The organism is Acidovorax sp., from assembly GCF_046314175.1.
GTDB lineage: Bacteria > Pseudomonadota > Gammaproteobacteria > Burkholderiales > Burkholderiaceae_C > Acidovorax.
The window spans coordinates 1-4622 of record NZ_JBKBXG010000173.1 but is presented as its reverse complement, the minus strand read 5'-3'; the positions used below and the strand labels follow the sequence as shown (position 1 = coordinate 4622).

The window sequence follows — 4622 nt, the reverse complement described above, 5'->3', positions numbered from 1 at the left end:
TGGCCATGAACGCCGACCGCCTGGAGCCGGGCGAGCGCTGCGCATCCACCAGCAACCGCAACTTCGAAGGCCGCCAGGGCGCTGGTGGCCGCACCCATCTCGTCAGCCCCGCCATGGCAGCTGCCGCTGCTGTACACGGCCACTTTGTGGACATTCGTCAATTTGCCTGAAGGAGTTTTGCCATGAAAAAGACCGCAACCCTCATCGTGCTTGCCATCACCTTTGTGCTGGCAGGATGCAACACCGTCAAGGGCGTGGGCCAGGACGTCCAGCGGGCCGGTGGCGCGCTGGAGCGCGCTGCCAACAAGTAACAGCAAGGTCCCCATGCAGAAATTCACCTTACTCAAAGGCCTTGTGGCCCCGATGGACCGCGAGAACGTCGACACCGACGCGATCATTCCCAAGCAATTTCTCAAGTCGATCAAGAAGACCGGCTTTGGCGTGAACCTGTTTGACGAGTGGCGCTATCTGGACCACGGCGAGCCGGGGCAAGACCCCGCAAGCCGCAAGCCCAACCCCGACTTTGTGCTGAACCAGCCGCGTTATGCAGGCGCCTCCATCCTGCTGGCGCGCAAGAACTTCGGCTGCGGCTCCAGCCGCGAACACGCGCCCTGGGCACTGGACCAGTTCGGCTTTCGCGCCGTGATTGCACCCAGCTTTGCCGACATCTTCTTCAACAACTGCTTCAAGAACGGCCTGCTGCCTATCGTGCTGCCGGAAGCCACGGTGGCCCAGCTGTTTGACGAAGTGCACGCATTCCCCGGCTACCAACTCACCATTGATCTGGAGCGCCAGGTGATCGTGCGGCCCCAGGGCGAAGAGATTCCGTTCGACGTACAGGCCTTCCGCAAATACTGCCTGCTCAACGGCTTTGACGACATCGGCCTGACTTTGCTCCAGTCCGACAAGATCAAGGCGTTTGAAGCGCAGCGCCTGGCCACCAAACCCTGGCTCGCACACACCATGGTGTCGTGAGACGGCGTGGGCATCCAAAATATCAGTCAAACTGGCCGCTAGCGCTTTATCCATAAGCGTTAGAAGCTATCAAAAACAAAGCAATTCAATGAAAATCGCAGTTCTGCCGGGTGACGGCATTGGCCCTGAAATCGTGTCCGAAGCCGTCAAGGTGCTCGAAGCCCTTGAACTCCCGTTCGAAATGGAATCCGCCCTGGTCGGCGGCGTGGCGTACGACGCCCACGGCCACCCGCTGCCCGAGTCCACCCTCAAACTCGCCAAGGAATCCGACGCCATCCTGTTTGGCGCCGTGGGCGACTGGAAATACGACACGCTCGACCGCCCCCTGCGCCCTGAGCAAGCCATCCTGGGCCTGCGCAAGAACCTGGGCCTGTTCGCCAATTTCCGCCCGGCCATCTGCTACGAGCAACTGGTGAGCGCATCCAGCCTCAAGCCCGAGCTGATTGCGGGCCTGGACATCCTCATCATTCGCGAGCTGACCGGCGACATCTACTTCGGCCAGCCGCGCGGCCGCCGTGTGGCCACCGATGGCCACTTCCCCGGCGCCGAAGAAGCGTTTGACACCATGCGCTACAGCCGCCCCGAGATCGAGCGCATCGCCCACGTCGCCTTCCAGGCCGCCCGCAAGCGGAGCAAAAAGGTCACCAGCGTGGACAAGGCCAACGTGCTGGAAACCTTCCAGTTCTGGAAGGACGTGGTCACCGACGTGCACAAGGAATACCCCGACGTCGAACTGCAGCACATGTATGTTGACAACGCCGCCATGCAATTGGTGAAGGCGCCCAAGGCGTTTGACGTGGTGGTGACGGGCAACATGTTTGGCGACATCTTGAGCGACGAAGCGTCCATGCTGACCGGATCCATCGGCATGCTGCCCTCGGCCAGCCTGAACAGCAGCAACCAGGGCCTGTACGAGCCCAGCCACGGCAGCGCGCCCGACATCGCTGGCAAGGGCGTGGCCAACCCGCTGGCCACCATCTTGAGCGCCGCCATGATGCTGCGCTTCAGCCTTAACCAGGAAGCCGCCGCCCAGCGCATCGACGCCGCCGTGCAAAAGGTGCTGGCCCAGGGCCTGCGCACGCCCGACATCTACAGCGAAGGCACCACCAAGGTGGGTACCGCGCAGATGGGGGATGCGGTGGTGAAGGCGCTGGCCGCCTGACCCTGCCGCTCAACGGTCACAAAAAAGCGCCGGTCTTCCGGCGCTTTTTCGTTGTGGGGCCGAAAGCGCACCTACAGCCAGGCGTTGTCGATGAACTCCATGATGGAGTAGCGCCGGTCCTCCAGCGGCCGCTCGCGCACGGCCGCCACGATCTGTGCGACGCCCTCTGCATACGGGGCGTCACCATAGACACGGGTTTCCAGCTTCACGCCACAGGCACCATCCTCAATCAGAACCTCGTGGTACGCGTGGCGGGCAAGATGCTCCGGGGGAATCTGCAGCACGCGCTGTTGGACTGCGGCATCGCGCACCGATCGGATCTCGTCCTGTGCAAGGCCCAGCGCCTGCGCCATGCTGACGGCCGTGCCCGGCACGGAGGACTTCTGGGCCTGGTGCGACTCGGTGAGCCCGATGCGGTAGCCGCTAAAAAGATGTCCACTGCGCTCCAGCATGGCCATGAACTTGAGCATGAGGAGGTTGGTATTGGGGCACAGGATGACCGGGAAACCTACAGCCATATGCTCCAGCGCGGACCCTGTGGCCAGTTCCACCAAGGGGGAGTGCGTGGATTCGCAGAACGCGCTGACGGCCTCCAGCTCGCGACCCGAGCCTGCGTGCACTACGACCGATTTTTTTGCACGCGGCCCTTCGCCTGCCCACGGCACAACCGCGCTACGATCCCCAGAAGGCAGCGCGCCCAGAAGCTCTTTGGCCAGCTTGCCTGACCCCACAACGATGACTTGCATTTCTACTTTCGAAGCACCACAGAAAAAGCGATGGCAGGACTGTAGTGCGACACAAGCTAAAGGCGTCGGGTCAGCACGAAGTCTTTGGCATTTTTCTGCCGCCCCAACCGGCTGGTTGTGCCGATGGCATCCCGGAGCAATAACGGAATAGAGCCCAGCGCCCGCATCCGCTACAATCCCCGCCAATGTTTGCCGCCCACACGTTCGCCCTGAACACAGCACCCGCCGCCACGGCCGGTGTGGCTGCGCGCGCAACCATCACCAAAACCACGACCATTAAGGGCTGACTCAGCCTGGTTCGTCGTGCGCCCCTCCTGGCCAGACGAGCCAGGTGAGCAGTCCGGTCTGGCACTGTTTCTTAACATGAAAGGGCGTTGAAATGAGCAGCAAGTTGGTAGGCCTGGTGGGCTGGCGCGGAATGGTCGGCTCGGTGTTGATGGACCGCATGGTCGAAGAAAAAGACTTCGATCTCATCGAGCCATTGTTCTTCTCCACATCCAACGCAGGCGGCAAGGCCCCAGCGCAGGCCAAGAACGAAACCACCCTGCAGGATGCGTTCAACATCGACGCCCTCAAGCGCTGCGAAATCATCATCACCGCCCAGGGCGGCGACTACACCAACGAGGTGTATCCCAAGCTGCGCGCTACTGGCTGGACCGGCCACTGGATCGATGCCGCGTCTTCGCTGCGCATGGAAAAGAACGCCGTCATCGTGCTCGACCCGGTCAACATGCCCGTCATCAAGAACGCACTGGCCAACGGCGGCAAGGACTGGATTGGCGGCAACTGCACAGTGAGCTGCATGTTGATGGGCGTGGGCGCCCTGTACAAGGCAGGCCTCGTCGAATGGATGAGCACTCAGACCTACCAGGCAGCATCCGGTGGCGGCGCCCAGCACATGCGTGAGCTGCTCACCCAGTACGGCACGCTGAACGCCGAGGTGCGTTCGCTGCTGGACGACCCCAAGAGCGCCATCCTGGAGATCGACCGCAAGGTCATCGCCAAGCAGCGTGCCCTGACCGGCGCCGAGACGGCGAACTTCGGCGTGCCGCTGGGCGGCAGCCTGATCCCCTGGATCGACAAGGACCTGGGCAACGGCATGTCCAAGGAAGAGTGGAAGGGCATGGCCGAGACCAACAAAATTTTGGGGCTGGGCGAAGGCTTTGACTCAGCCTCCATCCCTGTAGACGGCTTTTGCGTGCGCGTGGGTGCCATGCGCTGCCACAGTCAGGCGCTCACCTTCAAGCTCAAGAAGGATGTGCCCGTGGCCGACATCGAAGCCATGATTGCCGCCGACAACCCCTGGGCCAAGGTCGTTCCCAACACCCGCGAAGCCACCATCAAGGACCTGACCCCCGTGGCCGTGACTGGCACCATGACCATCCCGGTGGGCCGTATCCGCAAGCTGGCCATGGGCCCGGAGTACGTGGGAGCCTTCACCATTGGCGACCAGTTGCTGTGGGGCGCTGCCGAACCACTGCGCCGCATGCTGCGCATTCTGCTGGGCGCCTGACGCCAAACAGCCCCGAAAAGCGCGCGCAGCGTCCGTTGCGCGCGCTTTTTTGCGACCAACGTCTGGACACACCCGGTTACGGGTCGTTGGCAATTGGCAACATCTATACGCCCCAACTTGGGGCATGAGCACCCCGCGCAAAGCTTCGGCGCCACCTCAGCTTGTCAGTGCAAAACATTGATGCTATGGTGCTTTTTACATATTTTCACGCGCCGGGGCGGGACCA

General features: G+C 62.2%; 6 protein-coding genes. 5 read left to right on the top strand and 1 reads right to left on the bottom strand.

All coding sequences use genetic code 11. The features are described 5' to 3' along the window. The 4 genes from ACK4OE_RS25220 to leuB form a co-directional block, all read left to right on the top strand. Positions 1 to 170, top strand: a 170-nt coding sequence (locus ACK4OE_RS25220; RefSeq protein ID WP_409889170.1) for an aconitase family protein, incomplete at its 5' end; no start/stop codon positions are given. A 12-nt stretch (positions 171 to 182) separates the two neighbouring features. Then, positions 183 to 311 carry an entericidin A/B family lipoprotein gene (locus ACK4OE_RS25215; RefSeq protein WP_409889169.1) on the top strand — a complete coding sequence of 43 codons (129 nt, stop codon included), beginning with the start codon at positions 183 to 185 and terminating at the stop codon, positions 309 to 311. A gap of 13 nt (positions 312 to 324) precedes the next feature. Further along, positions 325 to 975, top strand: coding sequence for a 3-isopropylmalate dehydratase small subunit (gene leuD / locus ACK4OE_RS25210; protein WP_409889168.1), 651 nt, complete (start codon positions 325 to 327; stop codon positions 973 to 975). 88 nt (positions 976 to 1063) lie between these two features. Continuing rightward, entirely contained in the window at positions 1064 to 2137 is a 1074-nt protein-coding gene (gene leuB / locus ACK4OE_RS25205) for a 3-isopropylmalate dehydrogenase (RefSeq protein ID WP_409889167.1), read from the top strand. 71 nt (positions 2138 to 2208) lie between these two features. Here leuB and ACK4OE_RS25200 read toward each other — a convergent pair whose 3' ends face one another. Next, complete coding sequence (locus ACK4OE_RS25200) at positions 2209 to 2883, bottom strand: dihydrodipicolinate reductase (protein WP_409889166.1); 675 nt, start codon at positions 2881 to 2883, stop codon at positions 2209 to 2211. 379 nt (positions 2884 to 3262) lie between these two features. On the opposite strand from ACK4OE_RS25200, the gene asd reads away from it, so the two are divergent. Continuing rightward, positions 3263 to 4396 carry an aspartate-semialdehyde dehydrogenase gene (asd, locus tag ACK4OE_RS25195; protein ID WP_409889165.1) on the top strand — a complete coding sequence of 378 codons (1134 nt, stop codon included), beginning with the start codon at positions 3263 to 3265 and terminating at the stop codon, positions 4394 to 4396. The last annotated feature ends 226 nt before the right edge of the window (positions 4397 to 4622 follow it).

Excerpts from the sequence above, each read along its gene's own strand:
- ACK4OE_RS25215 (WP_409889169.1), top strand. The coding sequence starts at position 183 with ATGAAAAAGACCGCAACCCTCATCGTGCTTGCCATCACCTTTGTGCTG.
- leuD (WP_409889168.1), top strand. The coding sequence starts at position 325 with ATGCAGAAATTCACCTTACTCAAAGGCCTTGTGGCCCCGATGGACCGC.
- leuB (WP_409889167.1), top strand. The coding sequence starts at position 1,064 with ATGAAAATCGCAGTTCTGCCGGGTGACGGCATTGGCCCTGAAATCGTG.
- ACK4OE_RS25200 (WP_409889166.1), bottom strand. The coding sequence starts at position 2,883 with ATGCAAGTCATCGTTGTGGGGTCAGGCAAGCTGGCCAAAGAGCTTCTG.
- asd (WP_409889165.1), top strand. The coding sequence starts at position 3,263 with ATGAGCAGCAAGTTGGTAGGCCTGGTGGGCTGGCGCGGAATGGTCGGC.